Source organism: Paraburkholderia sp. J67, assembly GCF_905220265.1.
Lineage (GTDB): Bacteria > Pseudomonadota > Gammaproteobacteria > Burkholderiales > Burkholderiaceae > Paraburkholderia.
In genome coordinates this window covers 58,822-80,656 of the sequence record NZ_CAJMZK010000019.1, presented here as the reverse complement: position 1 = coordinate 80,656, position 21,835 = coordinate 58,822, and the positions used below count along the sequence as shown (strand labels likewise).

Here is a 21,835-nt window from a genome sequence, read left to right as displayed (position 1 = left end):
AGGCGAGGGGCTTTGAAAGCGGGATGTCGGGCGGCGTCTCGCAGGGCGCGGCCCACGTCAGAAAATTCGGTAGCGAGCGAATGAAAGTGCGCGTGCTGCTACGCTTTAGCGGCGTGTTAGCCGAGCGTCAGGCCGCCATCGACGTGGATCGTCTGGCCCGTGATGTGACGTGCGGCGTCGGAAAGCAGGAAGGCGATGAGTTCGGCGATGTCGGCGGGATCGGCCACACGGCCGAGCGGCGTGAGTTCGGCCGCGCGCGCCCATGCGGGTGCGTTTTCAGCTGTCGGCCCAGCGTCCTTGCGCGTGTAGCCCGGCGCGACGCAGTTCACGGTCACGCCGTGCGGCGCGAGTTCGGCGGCGGCCGTTCGGGCGAGCGATTCGAGTGCGGCCTTGGCGGCGGCAGTGGCCGCGAAAGGCGCATCGGCGCGATAGCGGTGCGCGACGAATGAGCTGAGCGCCACCACGCGGCCCCGCGCCGAATCGACAAGCGCGGGTCGGGCGGTGCGCACGAGAGAAGCGAACGCGGCTGGCATGGCGGCAAAAGCAGCACTGAGTGCGTCGTCTTCGAGTGTCGCCAATGCCTGGCGCTGCGCATGTCCCGCGTTGGCGACGAGTTGATCGAGCGCGCCGAAGTGCGCGAGCGTGGTGTCGACCAGATGCGCGGCGGCGCCCGCTTCGGCGAGATCCGCATAGGCCGTCGCGCAGATCGCACCGTGTGTTTCGCACTAGCGCGCGATGGCGGCGAGACGTTCGCGCGAAGCGTCGTCGGTGCCACGCGCGTGCAGCATCAGCGCGAGCGATGACGCAACGTCCGATGCGGCGAGTCGGCGGGCCAGCGCGGCCCCGATGCCGGAGCCCGCGCCAGTGATCAGCACGACGCGCCGCGCGTCACTCATGCCGCGACCCGCTCTTCGGGCATGCGCTCGATTTCGAGCGTTTCGTGGTGGTACGCCTCAAGCGACTCGCGATGCGCGACGCTCACGATCGCCGCCTTGGGCAGGCGTTCGACGAAGAGCTTGTAGAGACGGCCTTCGTTGTCCGGGTCGAGCGCGCTGGTCGCTTCGTCGAGGAACAGATAGTCCGGCTTGTGCAGCAGCACGCGCGCACCCGCAAGCCGTTGCTGCTCGCCCGGCGAGAGCACGCGCGACCAGTGCGCCGACTCGTTCAGGCGGTCGGCATACTCTTCCAGACGGCAGGCGCGCAGCGCTTCGCGGCAGTCCTCGTCGCTGTAGTCGGCGGCGGGCGAGGGGTAAGTGAGCGCCGCCTTGAGCGTGCCGATCGGCAGATAGCTTTGCTGCGGGATGAACATCATGCGTGCGGCCACGGGCGCGTCGATCGAGCCTTCGCCGAACGGCCAGAGGCCGGCGAGCGCGCGCATCAGCGTGCTCTTGCCTGCGCCCGACGGGCCGCGCACGAGCCAGCGCGAGCCGGGCTTGATGGCGACGTCGCGCACTTCCGAAAGCGGTTTGCCATTCGGCAGCGAGAGCTTCAGATGTTCGGTGGAGAGTTCAGTTGCATCGACGTAATGCAGGTTGATGCCGCCGTGCTCCGTGGCGGGCGAAACGCTTTCCTTCAGGCGCGGCGAGTGGACCACGCGCACGAATTCGCGCAGACGGTTCACGGTGGCGCGCCATTCGACGAGGGTGGCGTAACTGTTGATGAACCAGGAGAACGAATCGCTCACGGTGCCGAAGGCCTGCGAGATCTGCATCAGCACGCCGAAGGTGAAGGCGCCCGCGAAGTAGCGGGGAGCGGCCACCACGAGCGGGAAAATGATGGCGATCTGGCCGTAGAAGCTCAGCACGAAGGTGAGGCGCTTGGTGTACTTCATCACGCGCCACCAGTTCTCGCGGATGTGCGCGAACAGGCCCTGGGCATTGCCGCGTTCGGTGTCCATGCCGTCGTAGAGCGCGATCTGCTCGGCGTTTTCGCGCAGGCGGATCAGGCCGAAACGGAAGTCGGCTTCTACCTTCTGTTGCTGGTAGTTGATCGACACCAGCGGATGGCCGACCTTCTGGATCACGAGCGAGCCGAACACCGCATAGAGCGCAGCGGCCCAGACCATGTAGCCCGGAATCGTGATGGGCGTGCTGCCCAGCGCGAAGGTGAGCGCGCCCGCGAGCGACCACAGGATCGTGATGAACGAGACCAGCGTGACGACCGTGGAGAGCAGGTCGAGCGTGAGCGAGAGCGTGGTCGTGGCGAACGATTGCAGGTCGTCGCTGATACGCTGGTCGGGGTTGTCGGCGAGGCGGTCGCGCTCGATGCGGTAGAACGCGCCCTGGCCGAGCCACTCGCTCAGGAAGCGTGTGGTGAGCCACTGGCGCCAGCGAAAGCCGAGCATCTGGCGCAGGTAGCGCCCGTACACCGCGAGAATGATGAAGCCGAACGCGAGCACGGTGAAGATCATCAGCAGATGCGGGAACTGCTTGACGTCCTTGTTCTGCAGGGCGTTGTAGAAGTCCGCGTTCCAGCTGTTGAGCCGCACGTTGATCCACACGACGAGCAGGTTCATCACGATGATCGCGACGAGCAGGCCCCAGGCGATCCAGCGTTCCTCGGAGACCCAGTAGGGCTTGATCAGGCTCCAGGCCGTGATCCGGTGATGCTCGTCCTGATCGGGCGTGGCGCGGGGAGTGAGGTTGGTCATGTGCGTCCTGATGTTGTGCCGGCCCGCGGCCGGAGTCGACGATGCCCGCCAAACCTGGCGTAGTGCGTGCGCCGTGGCATGTTGGCGCTGCGATTCTGTCGCGCAGCGCTTAAGCCAGTCTTAATCGGATTTGCGCCCGCGCGGCGATCGGGGGCTCATTTTCCCACTGTCCGCCGCCGCCATGCAGCTTGTCCCCGGCTCAGCGCATTGTGCCAGAGCAGTGATTGTGCGCCCGCCCCCGCGGTTTGCGGCGCGCGCGCCTTTTGTGGTCTAATGGCCGTTGACGAAACAGGGGTGCTTCACCGGTATGCCGGGCATGCCGCAGTGAGGCTGAGAGAGACCCTTCGCACCCGATCCGGGTAATACCGGCGCGGGAAGTTTCCGGAAAGTCTTGCAGGCGCTTTCGATCAATCGAAGCGGGTCGCTCAGGCGAACCGCGTTTTCCATTGTTCGGGCGTCCAGATTCCCGCCGGGCATTCCGTGCCGCGCACAGGCAGTTTCGCGCGTCGCATCGGTTGCACGGCCGGCCTTGCCAGCCGGTTTCGTCCTTGGGTACGCATGCTTGTTGCCGTACGGAAAGGATACGATGACCGCCTCTTCTTCTTTGCACTCCGATCATTCCCCAGTTGCTGGCGTTCGCACGTCCGCGCCGCCTGATTTCGCCGTTCTCGGCGGCGGGCTGAGCGGGCGTCTCGTCGCCTGGCGGCTCGCCGGCGCGGGACATCGCGTGGCGCTCTACGAGCGTGGCGGCCCCGAGGGCGGGGAAGCGGCGGCCTGGGTCGCCGCGGCCATGCTCGCGCCGCTCGCGGAAGCGGCCGTCGCCGAATTGCTGATCACCGAACTGGGCGTCGCCTCGCTCGAAACCTGGCCGCGCATCCTGGCCGAGTTGCCCGAGCCGGTTTTCTTCCAGCGCAATGGCACGCTTGTGGTCTGGCATCACGCCGATCGCACCGAAGCACCGCTCTTCGAGCGCCGTGTGCGCGCCAACGCGCCGCGCGAACTCGCCGATGCGCACTTCACGACGCTCCAGGGCGCGCAACTCGACGCCGCTGAGCCGGCGCTCGCCGGGCGCTTCGCGCGCGGTTGGTTGCTCGACGGCGAAGGTCAGCTCGACAACCGCCAGGCGCTGGCCGCGCTGGCCGCAGGCCTCGCGCAGCGCGGCGTGGAAACGCACTGGCACACCAGCGTGGACGACGCCAACCTGCCGCCCGCGCGCGTGACGATTGATTGCCGGGGCTTGGGCGCGAAGCCCGCGCTGCCCGCATTGCGCGGCATCCGCGGCGAAGTCGCGCGCGTGCACGCCCCGGGCATTGGCCTCACGCGCCCGGTGCGACTGCTGCATCCGCGCTATCCGCTCTATATCGCGCCGAAGCAGAACGATCTCTACGTGATCGGCGCCACTGAAATCGAGGGCGAGGACCGTTCGCCCGTGAGCGTGCGCTCGGCGCTCGAACTGCTGAGCGCGGCCTTCGCCGTGCATCCGGCGTTCGGCGAGGCGCGCATTCTCGAACTCAACTCGCAGTGCCGCCCGACGTTGCCTGACCATCGCCCCGCGCTCATCTGGGACGGCGGCGCGACGCTGCGCGTGAATGGCCTCTACCGCCACGGTTTCATGATCGCGCCCGCTGTGGCCGACGAAGCCGTACGCATGGCCGAAGCGCTGCTGGCGGGACGTCTTGCCGATGCCGACACTTTCGAGGCGCTGCGCGGCGATTCGCGCTGGCCTTCGATGCTGCACGCAAGCGAAACCCAGCGCACTCACGCGAGCGTTTGAGCGAGCGCCTCGAGGCGCCAACACTGAAATACAGAGACCGGGGCGCGCGATTTGCGCCTCGCACGATTCACACGAAGTCAGACGATTTGCCATGGACATTCAGATCAACCAAAAGCCGCTCACGCTGCCCGAGGGCGCGACCGTCGCCGATGCGCTTACCGCCTTCGGCGCGCGTCCGCCGTTCGCCGTCGCCGTGAATGGCGATTTCGTCGCGCGCGGCCAGCATGGTGCGCGCACGCTTTCGGCGGGCGACCGCCTCGACGTCGTGAGCCCGGTGGCCGGCGGCTGATCCCCGGCTCGCGCCGAACCATCGCCCTCGCCACCCGCCAAGGATTCCACGCCATGACCAACCGACCCACCGCCGACGCGCTCACGCTCTACGGCGAAACCTTCCAGAGCCGCGTGCTGCTTGGCACCTCGCGCTATCCGTCGCTGCAATCGCTGTCCGATTCGATGGAAGCCGCGCGCCCCGGCATGATCACCGTTGCGCTGCGCCGCCAGATGAACGACGGCACGGCCGAAGCCGGCTTCTTCGATCTGCTCAAGCGCCACGGCGTGCCGCTCCTGCCGAACACGGCGGGCTGCCTCACAGTCAACGAAGCCGTGACCACGGCCCACATGGCGCGCGAAGTCTTCGACACCGACTGGATCAAGCTCGAACTGATCGGCGACGACTACACGCTTCAGCCCGACCCGGTCGGCCTGATCGAAGCCGCCGCGCGCCTCGTGAAGGACGGCTTCAAGGTGCTGCCGTACTGCACAGAAGATCTCGTGATCGGCCGCCGCCTGCTCGACGCGGGCTGCGAAGCGCTGATGCCGTGGGGCGCACCCATCGGCACCGGCAAGGGCGTGATCAATCCCTATGGCCTGCGCGTGCTGCGCGAACGGCTGCCCGATGTGCCGCTGATCGTCGATGCGGGGCTCGGCCTGCCGTCGCACGCCGCGCAAGTGATGGAGTGGGGCTTCGACGGCGTGCTGCTCAATACGGCCGTGGCGCAGGCGACGCATCCCGAGGCGATGGCGCGCGCGTTCGCGCTGGGCGTGGAGGCGGGCCGCACCGCGTATCTCGCCGGGCCGATGGCCGAGCGCGAAGCCGCTGTGGCGAGCACGCCGGTGGTCGGCATGCCGTTCTGGCACCAGGATGGAGGCAAGTGATGACCGACACGCTACGACTGAAGGACCGCGAACTGTTCTGGCCGCCCGCCGACGAACTCACCGAAACCACCGAGCGCATCCGCGCGAAGCTGGGCGACTGGCCGGCGACGCTCGCGCCGTGGCGCCTGTGCCTCACGGCGCCTGATACACCCAATGGCGGCGACCTCATCGTCGTGACCGACGCCGCGCCGCATCTGGCGGACATCGCGCGCTGGATGACCGAAGGCGCGGGCGTGATCGAGGCGAAAAGCGATGATCCGGCTGCTGCGCAGGTCACGCTGCATCTGGGCGGCGAACGCTATGCGCTCGAAGGCACGCTGGCCGAGGACTGGATCCCGGCGCTGGCGGCCTTCCTCGACTGCGGCTTCGATCCGCACGACGCGCTCGTGCTGGCGCTCGCCTGGCGCGACGGCGACGAACAGAAGGACGACGCCTGGCCGGTCGATATCGCGCGCTTCCCGCGCGTGCTCGGCCTGCCCGACGCGCCCGCGCGGCCTTTTGCGACCTGCCCGCAGAAGCTCGGCCTCTATCCGGTGCTGCCGACGGCCGACTGGGTCGAGCGCGTGCTCGACTTCGGCGTGAAGACCGTGCAGTTGCGCAGCAAGCAGCCCGAATCTCCCGAACTCACGCGCGAGATCGAGCGCTGCGTCGCGGCGGGCCGCAAGCACGACGCGCAGCTCTTCATCAACGATCACTGGCAGGCGGCGATGGCCGCGGGCGCATATGGCGTGCACCTCGGCCAGGAAGATCTGCGCGAAGCCGATCTGAACGCGCTGGCGGCCTCGGGCGTTCGCCTCGGGTTGTCGACGCATGGCTTCTTCGAAATCCTCACGGCGCTGCACTTCCGCCCGAGCTATATCGCTTGCGGCGCGGTGTTCGCCACCACGACCAAGTCGATGCCGACCGCGCCGCAGGGCATGAAGCGCCTCGCGCGCTATGTGCAGCTGCTTGACGGCGTGGTGCCGATGGTCGCGATTGGCGGCATCGACGGCGCAGTGCTGCCGGAAGTCCTCGCCACTGGCGCGGGCAGTGCCGCAGTGGTGCGCGCGGTGACCGAGGCGGCCGACCCGGCTGCCGCCGTTGCTGCGCTGCGCAAAGCGTTTACGCAATAATGGCCCGGCCTCGCAGCATGTCGCGCTCCCGGTAAATCGGGGCGCGAAGCGGCGGGGAGCGAGCAGGCACGGGCGCTTCGGGCGCCCGCGGCCTGTATCCGCGGTACTGGGCGCGTCAAGGCAGCAATTCCACGATGGCCCTATAATCCCGCCTTCGTGTAAATGGACCTGTCAGCTTACGTGCCCTCATCCTCTGAGACCTTTCTGGAGCTGCGCGACGTCGACTTCGGCTATAGCGATCGGCTCGTCCTGTCCGGACTGAACATGCGCTTTGGCCGCGGTCAGGTGGTCGCGGTCATGGGCGGCTCGGGCGGCGGCAAAACCACGGTGCTGCGCCTGATCGGCGGCCTCGTGCGCGCGCAGCGCGGCCAGGTGCTGTTTCAGGGCCAGGACGTCGGCAAGCAGTCGCGCGAAGGCCTTTACGCGCTGCGCCGCAAAATGGGCATGCTGTTCCAGTTCGGCGCGCTGTTCACGGATATGTCCGTGTTCGAAAACGTCGCCTTTGCCCTGCGCGAACACACCGATCTCCCCGAAGAGCTGATCCGCGACCTCGTGCTCATGAAGCTCAACGCCGTGGGTCTGCGTGGCGCGCGCGATCTCGCGCCTTCGGAGATCTCGGGCGGCATGGCGCGCCGCGTGGCGCTGGCGCGCGCGATCGCACTCGACCCCGAACTCATGATGTACGACGAGCCCTTCGCAGGTCTCGACCCTATTTCACTCGGCATTACCGCGAACCTCATCCGCACGTTGAACGACGCGCTCGGCGCGACGTCCATCCTCGTCACGCACGACGTGCCGGAGTCGTTCGCCATTGCCGACTACGTGTATTTCGTCGCGAACGGCAAAGTGCAGGCGCAGGGTACTCCTGCCGAGCTGCGCGCCTCGACCGATCCGATCGTGCGCCAGTTCATCGACGGCGCGCCGGACGGCCCGTTCCGCTTTCACTATCCGACGAACGTGCCGCTCGACGCGGACTTCGGCATTGGCGGAGGCCGTTCATGATCGGCGCTATCAGCTCGGTCGGCCGCTCGGTGCTCGACTCGATTTCGCGCGCGGGCCATGCCACGCGTTTCTTCGTGCGCCTCGTGCTGGAATTCTTCCCGCTGTTGCGCCGTCCGCGTCTTGTCACGAAGCAGATCCACTTCGTCGGTAATTATTCGCTGCTGATCATCGCGGTGTCGGGGCTGTTCGTCGGCTTCGTGCTGGGTCTGCAGGGTTACTACACGCTCAACCGCTACGGTTCCGAGCAGGCGCTCGGGCTGCTGGTGGCGCTGTCGCTCGTGCGCGAGCTTGGCCCCGTGGTCACGGCGCTGCTGTTCGCGGGCCGCGCGGGCACGTCGCTCACGGCCGAAATCGGCCTGATGAAGGCGGGCGAGCAACTGACGGCCATGGAGATGATGGCGGTCGACCCCGTGCGCATCGTGGTGGCGCCGCGCATGTGGGCGGGCGTGATCGCCATGCCGATTCTCGCGGCCATCTTCAGCGCGGTCGGCATTCTGGGCGGCTATGTCGTGGGTGTGCTGCTGATCGGCGTCGACGCGGGCGCGTTCTGGTCGCAGATGCAGGGCGGCGTCGACGTCTGGGCCGATGTGGGTAACGGCGTGATCAAGAGCATCGTGTTCGGGTTCGCCGTCACCTTCACCGCGCTGTATCAAGGTTACGAAGCGAAGCCCACGCCCGAAGGCGTGTCGCGCGCGACCACCAAGACTGTCGTGTACGCATCGCTTGCGGTGCTCGGCCTCGACTTCCTGCTTACTGCGCTGATGTTCAGCTAAGGCTTCGGCCAGGGACGCCCCCATCGCGGTGCGGCGTCCGGGCCACGCGGCAGACGCCCGGGTCGGGCGCCGCCGCAACGGATTCTCATTGGGATGACGATGAAAAAGACTGCTCTCGACTTCTGGGTCGGCCTGTTCGTGGTGCTGGGCTTCGTTGCGCTGCTGTTTCTCGCGCTGAAGGCCGGCAATATGAGCTCGCTTTCGTTTCAGCCGACCTACGCCGTGAAGCTCAAATTCGACAACATCGGCGGGCTCAAGCCGCGCGCGGCTGTGAAAAGCGCGGGCGTGACCGTGGGCCGGGTGACGTCGATCGGCTTCGACTCCAACACCTATCAGGCGCTCGTCACGATCAATCTGGACCAGCAGTACCAGTTCCCGAAGGACACGTCGGCGAAGATCCTGACGGCGGGCCTGCTCGGCGAACAGTACATCGGGCTGGAGCCGGGCGGCGACACGGAAATGCTCAAGGGTGGCGACACGATCTCCATGACGCAGTCGGCGATCGTGCTCGAGAACCTGATCGGTCAGTTCCTCTACAGTAAGGCGGCCGATTCGGGCGCCTCGAAATCAGGCAGCAGCGCGGGTAGTAGCGCAGGCAACGGGGCCGCGAACGGGGCGGCAGGCGGCGAGAGCGCCGCACCGGCGCCGGCCGGGTCCGGCGCGGCTGCCCAATAAGGAGAAAAAAATGATCACCACACGCATGCGCGCCATCACGATCGGCGTAGCGGCGCTCGCGCTGACGGCATGCTCGACGGTGCAGACGCCGTCGAAGGACGATCCGTGGGAAGGCTTCAACCGTACGATCTACACCTTCAATGACAAGGTGGATCAGTACGCGCTCAAGCCGGTCGCGAAAGGTTACGTGAAGATCACGCCGAAGCCGGTGCAAGACAGCGTGACGAACTTCTTCGCCAACATCGGCGACGTCTACAACGCGGCCAACAACTTCATGCAGTTGAAGATCACCGATGGTGTCGAGGACATCATGCGGATCGTGATCAACACGGTCTTCGGTGTGGGCGGCCTGTTCGACGTGGCGACGCTCGCGAAGCTGCCCAAGCACAACCAGGACTTCGGCCTGACGCTCGGCCACTATGGCGTGCCGGCGGGTCCGTATCTCGTGCTGCCGCTGTTCGGCCCGAGCACGGTGCGTGACGGCGTGGGCCTCGTGGGTAACTACTTCATCAACCCGCTGACCTATGTGGATCCGGCGGCGTTGTCGTGGGGTCTCTACGGCCTGAACGTCGTCAGCACGCGCGCGAATCTGCTGGGCGCGAGCGACCTGCTCGAAGGCGCGGCGATCGACAAGTACTCGTTCGTGCGTAACACCTACCTGCAACGCCGCCGTTATCAGCTCTCGGACGGCCACACGTCGTCGAATCTGCCCGATTACGGCGATGGCGCGCCGCCGCCGAACTACGGCGAGCCCGACGACGGTGCGGCCGGTGCTGCGGGCGCGGCCGCGCCGGCATCGGGCACTGCGCGTGCGGCTACGCCGAGCGCGGCCAGCATGCCGCCGGCTTACCCGAATGGCGCGCCCGCCACGCTCGAAGGACCGGCTGGCGCCGCGGCGCCCGTGCAGGCCTCCGGAGCGGAAGCGCCGTCGGGTGCTTCGGCGACCAGCGTCCCCGGCGATCAGATGATCCCGCCGGCGCGCATCGGTTATCCGGGGATGCTGAAACTGCATTGAGCGCGAGCTGAACCCGTCATCGGATGCTGCGCCGCCGTGTACATTCACGCGCGGCGCTTGCCATCCCTGGGTCATACATGTGACGTAACAAGTCGAAACGCTTGTCGCAGTTTCCTGGCACTTCTTGACTCAGTGCGATAGAACTCGCGTGATATTGTTGGCGTCCAACGGGGCGTATCTCCCCATCTTGCAGGACTCGATATGAAAAAATTCCTTCTGTTTCCGCTTTTCGCCATGTTCTTTGCGTTTGCCGGCACCGCGTCCGCGCAAACGGTCGACACCAGCAACCCTGACGCGATGGTCAAGACCATCACCCAGCAGGTCATGGACCAGATCAAGGGCGACAAGTCGATCCAGTCCGGCGACATCAGCAAGATCACGCAACTCGTGAACGAGAAGATCCTGCCGTACACGGACTTCCGCCGCACCACCCAACTCGCGATGGGCCGCAACTGGCGCACCGCCACGCCGGACCAGCAGCAACAGGTCATCGAACAGTTCAAGACGCTGCTGATCCGCACGTACTCGGGCGCGCTCGCCCAGGTCCGCGACCAGCAGATCGAATACAAGCCGTTCCGCGCGAACCCGGACGACACCGACGTCGTGGTCCGTTCGACGGTGCTGAACAACGGCCAGCCGATCGAGCTCGACTACCGTCTCTACAAGACGCCGCAAGGCTGGCGCGTGTATGACATCAACGTGCTCGGCGCATGGCTGATCCAGGCGTACCAGCAGCAGTTCCAGGAAAAGATCCAGCAAGGCGGCGTTCAAGGCCTGATCTCGTTCCTGACGCAGCGTAACCAGCAGCTCGCTTCGGGCAAGGCTGCTTCGTGAGCGATCGCTTCGCCATCGGCGCCACGCTGACCCACGAGAGCGCGAACGCCGCGCTCTCGGCGGGCCTCGCGCAGATCAAGGCGGGCGCCACCGCCGTCGATTGCACGCCGCTTACGCACTTCGACTCGTCGGCACTCGCGGTGTTGATCGCCTGGCAGCGCGCCGCGCGCGAACGCGGCGCCACCCTCAGCGTCCTCAATCTGCCCACCGCGCTCGCGGCTCTCGCGCGCGCTTACGGCGTCGATACGCTCTTGCACGAGCGACATTGACGCGCGCCGGTCTTGCGGCGCGCAGCCCCGACACCTTGCCGTGGGCCGCTGTCACCGCAAGCCGACGCATCCCAATCTCCCTGTTCAGACCGAGGTCGGGTCGGGCTTTCCGACTTGGCCTATAATCAAACGTTTTTTGGGCGTTGCCCCCGGTTTGCGTGGGTGGCGAAAACGGCTTCAAGCCGTCCCCAATAAGGTTTCCCCGCGGTCTTCCCCGCAGCATTGATGCACTTACCGGCCGCGCCGTTCAAGACGGGCGGCGTCTGAGTCATGCCAGCCATAGAAATCCGCAACGTCAAGAAGCGCTACAAAGAGCTTCAGGCGCTCAAGGGCGTCAGCTTCACGGTCGAAGAAGGCGAGTTCTTCGGGCTGCTCGGCCCGAACGGCGCGGGCAAGACGACGCTCATCAGTTGCCTCGCAGGCCTTGCACGGCCCGACGAGGGCACGATCGCGGTACGCGGTCACGATGTCGTCGGCGACTACCGCAACGCTCGTCGCAATCTGGGCGTCGTGCCCCAGGAACTCGTATTCGATCCGTTCTTCACGGTGCGCGAGACGCTGCGCATCCAGTCCGGCTATTTCGGCCTGCGCAATAACGACGCGTGGATCGACGAGGTCATGGCCAATCTCGACCTCACCGAGAAAGCCGACGTCAACATGCGCGCGCTGTCGGGCGGCATGAAGCGCCGCGTGCTGGTCGCGCAGGCGCTGGTGCACCGTCCGCCCGTGATCGTGCTCGACGAGCCGACCGCCGGTGTGGACGTCGAATTGCGCCAGACGCTCTGGAAGTTCATCGCGCGCCTGAATCGCGAAGGGCACACGATCGTGCTCACCACGCACTATCTCGAAGAAGCCGAAGAGTTGTGCGACCGCATCGCCATGCTGCGGCGTGGCGAGGTCGTGGCGCTCGAGCGCACCAGTTCGCTGCTGCAACGCTTCGCGGGCACGCAGTTGTATCTGCGCTTCTCGGAAGGCGCGCTGCCCACGGAGCTGCGTTCGCTCGAAGTCGACATCTCGAACCTGCCCAACAGCAACGGCAACCAGCATCTGCTGCGCCTGTCGAGCTACGACGAGGTCGAGCGCATCCTGTCGCTGTGCCGCGCCAACGGCTGCAAGCTCGAAGAGATGGAAGTGCGCAAGGCGGATCTCGAAGACGTCTTCGTGCAGGTGATGAACGGTCCGGAAGTGATCGAGGGGCTCGCATGAGCGGTTTCCGTACGCTGTTTTACAAAGAAGTGCTGCGTTTCTGGAAGGTCGCTTTCCAGACCGTGCTGGCGCCAGTCATCACCGCGCTGCTCTACCTGACGATCTTCGGCCACGCGCTGCGCGGTCACGTCGAGGTCTATCCGGGCGTGGAGTACACGAGCTTCCTGATTCCGGGCCTCGTGATGATGAGCGTGTTGCAGAACGCCTTCGCGAATTCGTCGTCTTCGCTGATCCAGTCGAAGATCACGGGCAATCTCGTATTCGTTCTATTGCCGCCGCTGGCCGCATGGGAGATGTTTGGGGCTTACGTGCTCGCCTCGATCGTGCGCGGCCTCGCCGTTGGCGCGGGCGTGTTCGTCGTGACGATCTGGTTCATTCCGATGAGCTTCGCCGCGCCGCTTTACATCATCGCCTTCGCGGTGCTCGGCTCGGCGATTCTCGGCACGCTCGGCCTGATCGCCGGGATCTGGGCCGAGAAGTTCGACCAGCTCGCGGCGTTTCAGAACTTTCTTATCATGCCGCTCACGTTCCTTTCGGGCGTGTTCTATTCGACGCATACGCTGCCGCCGGTCTGGCGCGAAGTGTCACGGCTTAACCCGTTCTTCTACATGATCGACGGCTTCCGTTACGGGTTCTTCGGCTTGTCCGATATCAACCCGCTCGCAAGTCTGGCGATCGTTTTCGTCTTTTTCGTGGTGCTGGCCACGCTCGCGATGCGTCTGCTCGCAAGCGGCTACAAGCTGCGCCACTAAGCGTATATCAGGCAGGAGCATTAACCATGTTGCCGACTCCGGAACAGGTCAAGCAGTACATCTCGGCAGGACTCGCGTGCGAGCATCTCGAAGTCGAGGGTGATGGTCAGCACTTCTTCGCGACGATCGTTTCGACGGCGTTCGACGGCAAGCGTCTGATCCAGCGCCATCAGCTCGTCTATGCGGCGCTCGGCGATCGTATGCGCCAGGAAATTCATGCACTCAGCATGAAGACGCTCACGCCCGCCGAATGGCAGAACGCATAATCTGGAATCTCAGTGCGAATCACCCAGGATAAAGGCGCCGCAGCCAGCGGCGCCGCTCATCAAGACGCGACCCATCAAGCCGGCCGCATCGATCAGGAAACTTCAGGCATGGACAAACTCGTCATCGTCGGCGGGCAGAAGCTCGCGGGGGAAGTCATCGTTTCCGGTGCGAAGAACGCCGCGCTGCCGATTCTGTGCGCGGGCCTCCTGAGCGCCGAACCCGTTCATCTGGACAACGTGCCCGACCTCCAGGACGTGCGCACCACGCTCAAGCTGCTGAGCCAGATGGGCGTGCGCACCGAACAGGATGGTGCGCGCGTGCAGCTCGACGCCTCGAACGTCACCAGCCTTGTGGCGCCGTATGAGCTGGTCAAGACCATGCGCGCTTCGATCCTCGTGCTCGGTCCGCTGCTCGCGCGCTTCGGCGAGGCCAAGGTGTCGCTGCCGGGCGGCTGCGCGATCGGCGCGCGTCCGGTCGACCAGCACATCAAGGGCCTGCAGGCGATGGGCGCCGAGATCAACATCGAGCACGGTTTCATCGAAGCCCGCGCGAAGCGCCTGAAGGGCGCACGCATCGTCACCGACATGATCACGGTCACGGGCACGGAAAACCTGCTGATGGCCGCTGTCCTCGCCGATGGTGAGACCGTCATCGAGAACGCCGCGCGCGAACCCGAAGTGGGCGACCTCGCGCACCTGCTGGTCGCGATGGGCGCGAAGATCGAAGGCATCGGCACCGACCGCCTCGTCATTCAAGGCGTGGAGAAGCTGCACGGCGCGCAACACACGGTGATTCCCGACCGCATCGAAGCGGGCACGTTCCTGTGCGCGGTCGCGGCCGCGGGCGGCGACGTCACGCTGCGCCACGTGCGTCCGCACACGCTCGACGCCGTCACCGACAAGCTGCGCGAAGCGGGCGTGTCGATCGAAGAGGGCGACGACTGGATGCGCGTTCGCATGCACGAGCGCGCACGCGCCGTGAATCTGCGCACCTCCGAATACCCGGCGTTCCCGACCGACATGCAGGCGCAGTTCATGGCGCTCAACACGATCGCGGACGGCACCTCGCAAGTGGTCGAAACGATCTTCGAAAACCGCTTCATGCACGTGCAGGAACTGAACCGCCTGGGCGCGCACATCACGATCGACGGCAAGACCGCGCTCGTGGCGGGCGTGGAAAAGCTCTCGGGCGCGAAGGTGATGGCAACCGATCTGCGCGCTTCGGCGAGCCTCGTGATCGCGGGCCTGTGCGCCGACGGCGAAACGCTGATCGACCGCATCTACCACCTCGATCGCGGCTATGACCGTATGGAAACCAAGCTCACGAAGCTCGGCGCCAACGTGCGACGCATCAAGGGGAACGCAGCATGAGTACGGTCGTCTCCCAACCCACGCCGGCGGCCGCTGCGGGCGCGCCGCTGACGCTCGCGCTCTCCAAAGGCCGCATCTTCGAAGAAACGATGCCGCTGCTCGCCGCCGCGGGCGTGCACGTGACCGAAGATCCGGAAACCTCGCGCAAGCTGATCCTGCCGACCACCGATCCGAACCTGCGCGTCATCATCGTGCGCGCAACCGACGTGCCGACCTACGTGGAGTACGGCGCGGCCGACTTCGGCGTGGCGGGCAAGGACGTGCTCAACGAGCATGGCGGCGGCGGTCTGTATCAGCCGATCGACCTGGACATCGCGCGTTGCCGTCTGTCGGTGGCCGTGAAGAACGGCTTCGACTATGCGAGCGCAGTGCGCCAGGGCGCGCGCCTGCGCGTCGCGACCAAGTACACCGAAGCCGCGCGTCAGCATTTCGCGGCCAAGGGCGTGCACGTCGACCTGATCAAGCTGTACGGCTCGATGGAGCTCGCGCCGCTGGTCGGTCTCGCCGATGCGATCGTCGACCTGGTCAGCACGGGCGGCACGCTGCGTGCGAACGATCTGGTCGAGGTCGAGGAGATCATGGAGATCTCGTCGCGCCTCGTCGTGAATCAGGCGGCGCTCAAACTGAAGCGCGCCGCGCTGCGGCCCTTCCTCGACGCCTTCGAACGCGCATCGCGCGGCGAACAGGCCGCCTGACTGGCCGCTTAGGGCGTTGTCGAAGCGCTATCTGGCGCTATCAAACGCTATAAAGGCGCTTTCAAGGCAACAAGCCGCGCGCGAGCGTTCACCACTCGCGCGCCAGGGCGCCGCCCGCGCGCTGCGTATCTCAAAAGAGGCGCCGCGCCCGCAACACGCGCATTACTGACACGGATGGATATCAGCATGGCTATCACGATTCGCAAACTCGACTCCAGCGCGGCAGGTTTCAAGAAGGCGCTGCACGCGGTGCTCGCGTTCGAGGCGAGCGAAGATGAGGCGATCGAGCGCTCGGTGGCGCAGATCCTCGCCGACGTGAAAGCGCGCGGCGACGCCGCCGTGCTCGACTACACGCAACGCTTCGACCGCCTGAACGCGGCGAGCGTCGCGGCGCTCGAACTGCCGTACAGCGAACTCGAAGAGGCGCTCGAAAACCTGCCGCCGAAGCAACGCGCGGCGCTCGAAGCGGCGGCGGCGCGCGTGCGCGGCTACCACGAGAAGCAGCGTATCGAGTGCGGCTCGCATAGCTGGCAGTACACCGAATCGGATGGCACGGTGCTCGGCCAGAAGGTCACGCCGCTCGACCGCGTCGGCCTGTACGTGCCGGGCGGCAAGGCGGCGTATCCGTCGTCGGTGCTGATGAACGCGATTCCGGCGCGCGTCGCGGGCGTGCGCGAGATCATCATGGTCGTGCCCACGCCCGACGGCGTGAAGAACCCGCTCGTGCTGGCGGCGGCGCTGCTGGGCGGCGTCGATCGCGTGTTCACGATCGGCGGCGCGCAGGCCGTGGCCGCGCTCGCCTACGGCACCGCCACGATCCCGCCTGTCGACAAGATCTGCGGCCCCGGCAATGCCTATGTGGCGTCGGCCAAGCGTCGCGTGTTCGGCACGGTCGGCATCGACATGATCGCCGGGCCCTCGGAAATCCTCGTGCTGTGCGACGGCACGACCGACCCGCGCTGGGTGGCGATGGACCTGTTCTCGCAGGCCGAGCACGACGAACTCGCGCAGTCGATCCTGCTGTGCCCGGACGACGCCTTCATCAAGCGCGTGGAAGACGCCATCAACGAACTGCTGCCGACCATGCCGCGCGCGGACGTGATCGCGACCTCGCTCACCAATCGCGGCGCGCTCGTGAAGGTGCGCGACATGGCGGAAGCCTGCGCGATCGCCAACGACATCGCGCCCGAGCATCTCGAAATCTCGGCGCTGGAGCCGCAGAAGTGGGGCGCCGAAATCCGCCACGCCGGTGCGATCTTCCTCGGCCGCTACACGAGCGAAAGCCTCGGCGACTACTGCGCGGGGCCGAATCACGTGCTGCCTACGTCTCGTACCGCACGTTTCTCGTCGCCGCTCGGCGTCTATGATTTCATCAAGCGTTCGAGCCTGATCGAAGTGAGCGCGGAAGGCGCGCAGACGCTTGGCGAGATCGCGGCGGAACTTGCCTATGGCGAAGGCCTGCAGGCGCACGCCCGCAGCGCCGAATACCGCATGAAGAACTGATCCGTCGCGCGCCGCCCGGTGTGTCCGGGCGGCGTGCTGGCGCGGCTTTGCCGCGCGTGAAGGACGGAACGTTTGCAAGCATCGCAGGCGACTTTCGGATGCGGCCGCGCCAGGCGCGAGTGCGTCTGGTGGCTGGGTCCGATGCCTGGAACACCGAAGTAACCGCACGCCAGAGACCGACAATAACCAGGACAGCCACCAGAGCGGCTCACGCTGCCCCTGAGCCGTCCGATCCGGCTTGCCGCCTCGAGCGTGCGAGCCTCCCAGACATGACGACACCTCAAGACATCATCCGCTCCGACGTCCTCGCGATGACGAGCTATCCGGTGCCCGACGCAACCGGCTTCGTGAAGCTCGACGCGATGGAAAACCCGTTCCCGCTGCCCGCCGATCTGGCCTCGCGCCTGGGCGAGCGTCTCGCGGGCGTCGCGCTCAACCGCTATCCGGCGCCGCGACCCGAAGCGTTGATGGCGAAGCTCAAGGTGGCGATGCACGTGCCGCCCGAGTGCGACGTGCTGCTCGGCAACGGCTCGGACGAGATCATCAGCATGATCACGATGGCGTGCGCGAAGCCGGGCGCCAAGGTGCTCGCGCCGGTGCCGGGCTTCGTGATGTATGCGATGTCGGCGAAGTTCGCCCAGGTGGAGTTCGTGGGCGTGCCCTTGAACGCCGATTTCACGCTCGACACGGACGCCATGGTCGCCGCGATCGGCGAGCATAAGCCCGCTGTCGTCTGGCTGGCCTATCCGAACAATCCGACCGGCACGCTGTTCGCCGACGCCGACGTCGAGCGCGTGATCGCCGCCGCGGCCGAAGCGCGCGGTCTCGTGGTGATCGACGAGGCCTATCAGCCGTTCGCGCAACAGAGCTGGATGGCGCGCGCCGGTGCGTTCGACAACGTGGTCGTGATGCGCACGATGTCGAAGCTCGGCCTGGCGGGCATCCGCCTCGGTTATCTCGCGGGTCGTCCGTCCTGGCTCAACGAATTCGACAAGGTGCGCCCGCCGTACAACGTCAACGTGCTCACCCAGGCCGCCGCCGATTTCCTGCTCGACCACCTCGATGTGCTCGACGCGCAGGCCGCGCAACTGCGTGCGGGCCGTGCCCAACTGGCCGCCGATGTGGCGAAACTGCCGGGCGCCGAAGTGTTCGAAAGCGCCGGCAATTTCCTGCTCGTGCGCGTGCCGGATGCGCCCGCTGTGTTCGATACCCTGTTGACGGCGCGGGTTTTGGTCAAAAACGTGAGTAAAATGCACCCATTGCTGGCGAATTGCGTGCGCCTGACCGTTGGGACCCCCGACGAAAATGCGCAGTTGCTCGCCGCCCTGAAGCTTGTTCTCAAGTGAACCGTCCCCACGTGTCCTGAGCGAGCCCCCTCTGTAATCCCTCCTGTTACGGGCTGTTTGAAGGAAATTGCCATGCGCGTCGCGCAAGTCGTTCGCAACACCAGCGAAACGCAAATCCGCGTGAAGATCAATCTGGACGGCACCGGCGAGCAAAAGCTCGCGACCGGCGTGCCGTTTCTCGATCACATGCTCGACCAGATCGCTCGACACGGTCTGATGGATCTCGAAGTCGAGGCGCATGGCGACACGCATATCGACGACCACCATACGGTGGAAGACGTCGGCATCACGCTCGGCCAGGCCGTCGCGCAGGCGATCGGCGACAAGAAGGGCATCCGCCGCTATGGCCATGCCTACGTGCCGCTCGACGAAGCGCTCTCGCGCGTGGTGGTCGACTTCTCGGGCCGTCCGGGCCTCGAATTCCACGTGCCGTTCACGCGTGAGCGTATCGGTACCTTCGACGTCGATCTGTCGATCGAATTCTTCCGTGGCTTTGTCAATCACGCTGGCGTGACGCTGCACGTCGACAACCTGCGTGGCCTGAACGCCCACCATCAGATGGAAACCGTGTTCAAGGCCTTTGGCCGGGCGCTGCGTCAGGCCGCCGAGTTCGACGAGCGTCAGGCAGGCAAGATTCCGTCGACGAAGGGCAGTCTCTAAGCGGCGAACGCATCCCGTTGCACCGAGCGTGCGTGCCCTCACGGCGCGCACGGCATCGCACCCGGCGTGCAGGCAATGCCGCCAGGGCGTACATTGACGGGTTTGGACGCTCACGCATGGGTCTTGCGCATCGCCGTTATGCCGGATGGGCAAAGACGCCAGATAGTCAGAAAGCCAGGACGGATGGTCCTGAATCGAGATGAAAACTTCAATTGCGATTGTGGATTATGGGATGGGCAACCTGCGTTCGGTCGCCCAGGCGCTGAAACAGGCGGCCCCGGAAGCCGACGTGCAGATAGTCGAGCGTCCGGAAGCGATCCGCGCGGCTGACCGCGTGGTGCTGCCGGGGCAGGGCGCGATGCCCGACTGCATGCGCAGCCTCGCCGAATCGGGCCTGCAGGATGCGGTGATCGAAGCGTCGCGCAACAAGCCGCTGATGGGCGTGTGCGTGGGCGAGCAGATGCTGTTCGACTGGAGCGCCGAAGGCGACACCCCGGGTCTGGGTCTGCTGCCGGGCAAGGTGCTGCGCTTCGACCTGGAAGGTCAGTTGCAGGACGACGGCTCGCGCTTCAAGGTGCCGCAGATGGGCTGGAACCGCGTGCGCCAGTCGCGCGCGCATGCGCTCTGGGACGGTGTGCCCGACGAGAGCTACTTCTACTTCGTGCACAGCTACTACGTGGTGCCCGCCGACGCGGCGCACACCGTAGGCGAGACGCCGTATGGCGCTGCCTTTACCTCGGCCGTGGCGCGGGATAACATCTTCGCCACCCAATTCCATCCGGAAAAGAGCGCCGCTGCGGGCTTGCGCGTCTACCGCAATTTCGTCCACTGGAACCCGTAATTCACTGGCGGCGCTGCCGGTCGGGCCACCTTCAAGTGCGCCTGAGCCGACTTTCATCGGCAAGGCCGCCGAAAGAGTTGTACTAAACTAGCGAAACGGCGTCGGATCGGGCCTTTTTTCCGTCGACGCCGGCCGATTTCAACCCCATTCCCAGACATACCCGATAGCTATGCTGCTGATTCCGGCCATCGATCTCAAAGACGGTCACTGCGTGCGCCTCAAGCAAGGCGATATGGACCAGGCGACTATTTTCTCCGAGGAACCGGCGGCGATGGCCCGACATTGGGTCGAGCGCGGCGCGCGTCGTTTGCACCTCGTCGACCTGAACGGCGCGTTCGCAGGCAAGCCGAAGAACGAAGACGCCATTCGCGAGATCATTCGCGAAGTGGGCGACCAGATCCCCGTCCAGCTGGGCGGCGGTATTCGTGACCTCGACACCATCGAACGCTACCTCGACGACGGCCTCTCGTACGTCATCATTGGCACCGCTGCCGTGAAGAACCCGGGCTTCCTCCAGGAAGCGTGCACGGCGTTCGGGGGCCACATCATCGTTGGCCTTGACGCCAAGGATGGCAAGGTCGCCACCGACGGCTGGAGCAAGCTCACGGGCCACGAAGTCGTGGATCTCGCGCGCAAGTTCGAGGACTACGGCGTCGAATCGATCATCTACACCGACATCGGCCGCGATGGCATGCTGCAAGGCATCAACATCGAAGCCACGGTGCGCCTCGCGCGCGCGGTGAAGATTCCGGTCATCGCGAGCGGCGGCCTGTCCAACCTCGCCGACATCGACGCGCTGTGCGAAGTCGAAGATGAAGGCGTCGAAGGCGTGATCTGTGGCCGCGCGATCTACTCGGGCGACCTCGATTTCGCGGCAGCGCAAACGCGCGCAGACAGCCTGCGCGAATCCGACGACGCGTAAGCGTCGCGCAGATGGCCTCCGTCACCGGAGGCCTTTTGCTTTTATGCGGCCGGCGAGCGTGCCGCCTGCGAACCTCTGGTTCGCCCGCTTTGTTGCGGATTGGCGAATTTCGCGAGTCAGCGGCAAAGCGCGAGAATGGGGCACCCGCGGTGACCCCGTGGAGCGGCGCGTCGAACGGCCGTGCTCCCGGACCCGCGCCGCCTCGACCGACCTCAACCGACTGGCAACATCGGCAAGATCATGGCTCTACCCAAACGCATCATCCCCTGTCTCGACGTGACCGCCGGACGGGTCGTCAAGGGCGTCAACTTCGTCGAACTGCGCGACGCGGGCGACCCCGTCGAAATCGCGCGCCGCTATGACGAGCAGGGCGCCGACGAACTCACCTTCCTCGACATCACCGCGACCTCCGACGGGCGCGACCTGATCCTGCCGATCATCGAAGCGGTGGCCTCGCAGGTCTTCATTCCGCTGACGGTGGGCGGCGGCGTGCGCGCTGTCACCGACGTGCGGCGCCTGCTCAACGCGGGTGCGGACAAGGTCGGCATGAACTCGTCGGCGGTCGCGAATCCGCAACTCGTGCGCGATTCGGCCGACAAGTACGGCTCGCAGTGCATCGTCGTGGCGATCGACGCCAAGCGCACCTCGGCCCCGGGCGAACCGGTACGCTGGGAAGTGTTCACGCACGGCGGGCGCAAGGCCACTGGTATCGACGCCGTCGAATGGGCGCGCAAGATGGCCGAGTTTGGCGCAGGCGAAATCCTGCTGACCAGCATGGACCGCGACGGCACCAAGAGCGGCTTCGACCTCGATCTCACGCGCGCCGTCTCGGACGCAGTGCCGGTTCCGGTGATCGCCTCGGGCGGCGTGGGCGGCCTGCAGGATCTGGCGGACGGCGTGGTCAAGGGCCACGCCGATGCCGTGCTGGCGGCGAGCATCTTCCACTACGGCGAGCACACCGTGGGCGAGGCCAAGCGCTTCATGGCCGAGCAGGGCATTTCGGTGAGGATGTAA

The 21,835-nt window shown here is 65.9% G+C and carries 22 protein-coding genes, 1 pseudogene and 1 riboswitch; of the genes and pseudogenes, 21 read left to right on the top strand and 2 right to left on the bottom strand.

Annotated features, from left to right (window positions below; translation table 11 throughout):
- Positions 1 to 116 precede the first annotated feature (116 nt).
- Positions 117 to 896: pseudogene (locus U5782_RS28005) on the bottom strand (SDR family NAD(P)-dependent oxidoreductase).
- The gene (locus tag U5782_RS28000; RefSeq protein ID WP_322047137.1) at positions 893 to 2,650 is read right to left on the bottom strand and encodes an ABC transporter ATP-binding protein/permease; all 1,758 of its coding nucleotides are present in this window, start codon (positions 2,648 to 2,650) and stop codon (positions 893 to 895) included. Before U5782_RS28000 ends, U5782_RS28005 begins: the two are co-directional and overlap by 4 nt.
- A gap of 280 nt (positions 2,651 to 2,930) precedes the next feature.
- Positions 2,931 to 3,044, top strand: a riboswitch (TPP riboswitch).
- A 192-nt stretch (positions 3,045 to 3,236) separates the two neighbouring features.
- Here U5782_RS28000 and U5782_RS27995 point away from each other — a divergent pair.
- The 21 genes from U5782_RS27995 to hisF all read left to right on the top strand — a co-directional run bounded on the left by U5782_RS27995 (position 3,237) and on the right by hisF (position 21,835).
- Positions 3,237 to 4,424: an FAD-dependent oxidoreductase gene (locus U5782_RS27995; RefSeq protein WP_322047136.1), complete on the top strand. Its 1,188-nt coding sequence runs from the start codon at positions 3,237 to 3,239 to the stop codon at positions 4,422 to 4,424.
- 91 nt (positions 4,425 to 4,515) lie between these two features.
- The gene (gene thiS / locus U5782_RS27990; RefSeq protein ID WP_322047135.1) at positions 4,516 to 4,713 is read left to right on the top strand and encodes a sulfur carrier protein ThiS; all 198 of its coding nucleotides are present in this window, start codon (positions 4,516 to 4,518) and stop codon (positions 4,711 to 4,713) included.
- Positions 4,714 to 4,766: 53 nt separating this feature from the next.
- On the top strand, positions 4,767 to 5,579 hold the full coding sequence (locus U5782_RS27985; RefSeq protein ID WP_322047134.1) for a thiazole synthase: 813 nt from the start codon (positions 4,767 to 4,769) through the stop codon (positions 5,577 to 5,579).
- The gene (gene thiE / locus U5782_RS27980; RefSeq protein ID WP_322047133.1) at positions 5,579 to 6,691 is read left to right on the top strand and encodes a thiamine phosphate synthase; all 1,113 of its coding nucleotides are present in this window, start codon (positions 5,579 to 5,581) and stop codon (positions 6,689 to 6,691) included. Before U5782_RS27985 ends, thiE begins: the two co-directional genes overlap by 1 nt.
- A 180-nt stretch (positions 6,692 to 6,871) precedes the next feature.
- The gene (locus U5782_RS27975; protein WP_415914419.1) at positions 6,872 to 7,693 is read left to right on the top strand and encodes an ABC transporter ATP-binding protein; all 822 of its coding nucleotides are present in this window, start codon (positions 6,872 to 6,874) and stop codon (positions 7,691 to 7,693) included.
- Positions 7,690 to 8,466 carry a lipid asymmetry maintenance ABC transporter permease subunit MlaE gene (gene mlaE, locus U5782_RS27970; RefSeq protein WP_322047131.1) on the top strand — a complete coding sequence of 259 codons (777 nt, stop codon included), beginning with the start codon at positions 7,690 to 7,692 and terminating at the stop codon, positions 8,464 to 8,466. Before U5782_RS27975 ends, mlaE begins: the two co-directional genes overlap by 4 nt.
- A gap of 93 nt (positions 8,467 to 8,559) precedes the next feature.
- On the top strand, positions 8,560 to 9,141 hold the full coding sequence (mlaD, locus tag U5782_RS27965; protein ID WP_322047130.1) for an outer membrane lipid asymmetry maintenance protein MlaD: 582 nt from the start codon (positions 8,560 to 8,562) through the stop codon (positions 9,139 to 9,141).
- 10 nt (positions 9,142 to 9,151) lie between these two features.
- Complete coding sequence (locus U5782_RS27960) at positions 9,152 to 10,156, top strand: VacJ family lipoprotein (protein ID WP_322047129.1); 1,005 nt, start codon at positions 9,152 to 9,154, stop codon at positions 10,154 to 10,156.
- A gap of 201 nt (positions 10,157 to 10,357) precedes the next feature.
- On the top strand, positions 10,358 to 10,990 hold the full coding sequence (locus U5782_RS27955) for an ABC transporter substrate-binding protein (protein WP_322047128.1): 633 nt from the start codon (positions 10,358 to 10,360) through the stop codon (positions 10,988 to 10,990).
- Complete coding sequence (locus tag U5782_RS27950; RefSeq protein WP_322047127.1) at positions 10,987 to 11,259, top strand: lipid asymmetry maintenance protein MlaB; 273 nt, start codon at positions 10,987 to 10,989, stop codon at positions 11,257 to 11,259. The genes U5782_RS27955 and U5782_RS27950 overlap by 4 nt, the downstream gene beginning before the upstream one ends.
- Positions 11,260 to 11,529: 270 nt before the next feature.
- Entirely contained in the window at positions 11,530 to 12,465 is a 936-nt protein-coding gene (locus U5782_RS27945) for an ABC transporter ATP-binding protein (RefSeq protein ID WP_322047126.1), read from the top strand.
- On the top strand, positions 12,462 to 13,217 hold the full coding sequence (locus U5782_RS27940; protein ID WP_322047125.1) for an ABC transporter permease: 756 nt from the start codon (positions 12,462 to 12,464) through the stop codon (positions 13,215 to 13,217). The genes U5782_RS27945 and U5782_RS27940 overlap by 4 nt, the downstream gene beginning before the upstream one ends.
- Before the next feature lie 26 nt (positions 13,218 to 13,243).
- Positions 13,244 to 13,483 (top strand): BolA family protein, encoded by a 240-nt coding sequence (locus U5782_RS27935; RefSeq protein ID WP_322047124.1) that lies wholly within the window; start codon positions 13,244 to 13,246, stop codon positions 13,481 to 13,483.
- A 108-nt stretch (positions 13,484 to 13,591) separates the two neighbouring features.
- Complete coding sequence (murA, locus tag U5782_RS27930) at positions 13,592 to 14,854, top strand: UDP-N-acetylglucosamine 1-carboxyvinyltransferase (protein WP_322047123.1); 1,263 nt, start codon at positions 13,592 to 13,594, stop codon at positions 14,852 to 14,854.
- Entirely contained in the window at positions 14,851 to 15,549 is a 699-nt protein-coding gene (hisG, locus tag U5782_RS27925; protein ID WP_322047122.1) for an ATP phosphoribosyltransferase, read from the top strand. Before murA ends, hisG begins: the two co-directional genes overlap by 4 nt.
- Before the next feature lie 186 nt (positions 15,550 to 15,735).
- Positions 15,736 to 17,052 carry a histidinol dehydrogenase gene (gene hisD / locus U5782_RS27920; protein ID WP_322047121.1) on the top strand — a complete coding sequence of 439 codons (1,317 nt, stop codon included), beginning with the start codon at positions 15,736 to 15,738 and terminating at the stop codon, positions 17,050 to 17,052.
- Between the two features lie 269 nt (positions 17,053 to 17,321).
- A complete protein-coding gene (gene hisC / locus U5782_RS27915) occupies positions 17,322 to 18,398 on the top strand; it encodes a histidinol-phosphate transaminase (protein WP_322047120.1) in 1,077 nt (358 codons plus the stop codon).
- A 72-nt stretch (positions 18,399 to 18,470) separates the two neighbouring features.
- Positions 18,471 to 19,058: an imidazoleglycerol-phosphate dehydratase HisB gene (gene hisB / locus U5782_RS27910; protein ID WP_322047119.1), complete on the top strand. Its 588-nt coding sequence runs from the start codon at positions 18,471 to 18,473 to the stop codon at positions 19,056 to 19,058.
- Positions 19,059 to 19,257: 199 nt separating this feature from the next.
- Positions 19,258 to 19,899: an imidazole glycerol phosphate synthase subunit HisH gene (gene hisH / locus U5782_RS27905; RefSeq protein ID WP_322047118.1), complete on the top strand. Its 642-nt coding sequence runs from the start codon at positions 19,258 to 19,260 to the stop codon at positions 19,897 to 19,899.
- A 169-nt stretch (positions 19,900 to 20,068) separates the two neighbouring features.
- Positions 20,069 to 20,821, top strand: a complete 753-nt coding sequence (hisA, locus tag U5782_RS27900; protein ID WP_112174866.1) for a 1-(5-phosphoribosyl)-5-[(5-phosphoribosylamino)methylideneamino]imidazole-4-carboxamide isomerase — start codon at positions 20,069 to 20,071, stop codon at positions 20,819 to 20,821.
- Positions 20,822 to 21,061: 240 nt separating this feature from the next.
- Positions 21,062 to 21,835, top strand: a complete 774-nt coding sequence (gene hisF / locus U5782_RS27895; protein ID WP_322047117.1) for an imidazole glycerol phosphate synthase subunit HisF — start codon at positions 21,062 to 21,064, stop codon at positions 21,833 to 21,835.